General features: G+C 63.8%; 2 protein-coding genes and 1 pseudogene. All 3 read left to right on the top strand.

The genetic code is table 11. From position 1 onward, the window contains the following. Positions 1 to 67: 67 nt before the first annotated feature. Entirely contained in the window at positions 68 to 460 is a 393-nt protein-coding gene (locus HV796_RS42765; RefSeq protein WP_175233617.1) for an IS3 family transposase, read from the top strand. Further along, positions 457 to 699: a hypothetical protein gene (locus HV796_RS42760; RefSeq protein ID WP_175233616.1), complete on the top strand. Its 243-nt coding sequence runs from the start codon at positions 457 to 459 to the stop codon at positions 697 to 699. The genes HV796_RS42765 and HV796_RS42760 overlap by 4 nt, the downstream gene beginning before the upstream one ends. Before the next feature lie 45 nt (positions 700 to 744). Next, positions 745 to 964: pseudogene (locus HV796_RS43885) on the top strand (IS3-like element ISMtsp5 family transposase); the annotation flags it as partial.

Here is a 964-nt window from a genome sequence, read left to right as displayed (position 1 = left end):
TGCCGCGGCCCGGATTTTTCTGGACACAGATTTGCTGTAAAACAGCTGTCCAGAAAAGGAGCTTTTCATGCTGAAGAAGGTGCCCACACAGGCTGTTGCGCCGCAGGCGCTGGAAGGAGCGCGTAGCGCGACCGGAAGCGCCTGTGGCGCAACCGATGAAGTCAGGCGCTGGTCCACCGGGAGAAAGCGCAGCGTGGTACTTCGCCTGCTGCGCGGCGAGCCTGTCGATGCCGTTTCCCGTGAGCCCGGCGTGCCGATCGCGCGGCTTGAGTCGTGGCGTGAGATGGCTCTGGCGGGGATGGACGCGGGCCTGAAGGAGCGGCACAGCGATCCTCTTGAAGCCCGGCTCAATGAGGCCATGCGCCGCGTTGGCGAGTTGACCATGGAGAACGAGATCCTGCACAAGGAGCGCGAGCGGCAGGCACGTACCCCTTTAGCCGCGCGGAAGTCGTCGAAATGAGCAACGGGACTTCCGCTGAGACCGGCAGGCGCTATGGCCTGAAGCGCGTTTGCCAGACGCTCAATTTCCCTCGTTCGTCGATCCATGCCGAACGCGCCAGGGCAAAGACTACCGTCACTCCCATCACCAGGCTCAAACGCGGTCCCAAACCGAGGGTGCCGGACGCCGCCTTGCTGCAAGCCATCCAGGATGATCTGGAAAGCTCGCCGTTCACCGGCGAGGGGCATCGCAAGGTATGAGCCCGTCTGCGCATTCTGGGCGACATACGGGCCTCGCGTGAGCGTGTGCTGCGTCTGATGCGCGAACACCATCTGCTTTCGCCGCAGCGCGGGCCGCGGGGCGAGGCCAATCTCCACGACGGCCGGATCACAACCGATACGCCCAACGAGATGTGGGGAACCGATGGGGTTCGTATCCAAACCGTGGACGATGCTCTGGTGTGGGTCTTCGCCGCCGTCGACCATTGTGACGGGTATTGCGCAGGCATCCACGCGGTGAAGGCCG

The organism is Paraburkholderia humisilvae, from assembly GCF_902859855.1.
Classification (GTDB): domain Bacteria; phylum Pseudomonadota; class Gammaproteobacteria; order Burkholderiales; family Burkholderiaceae; genus Paraburkholderia; species Paraburkholderia humisilvae.
This window is presented reverse-complemented; position numbering and strand designations above follow the sequence as displayed.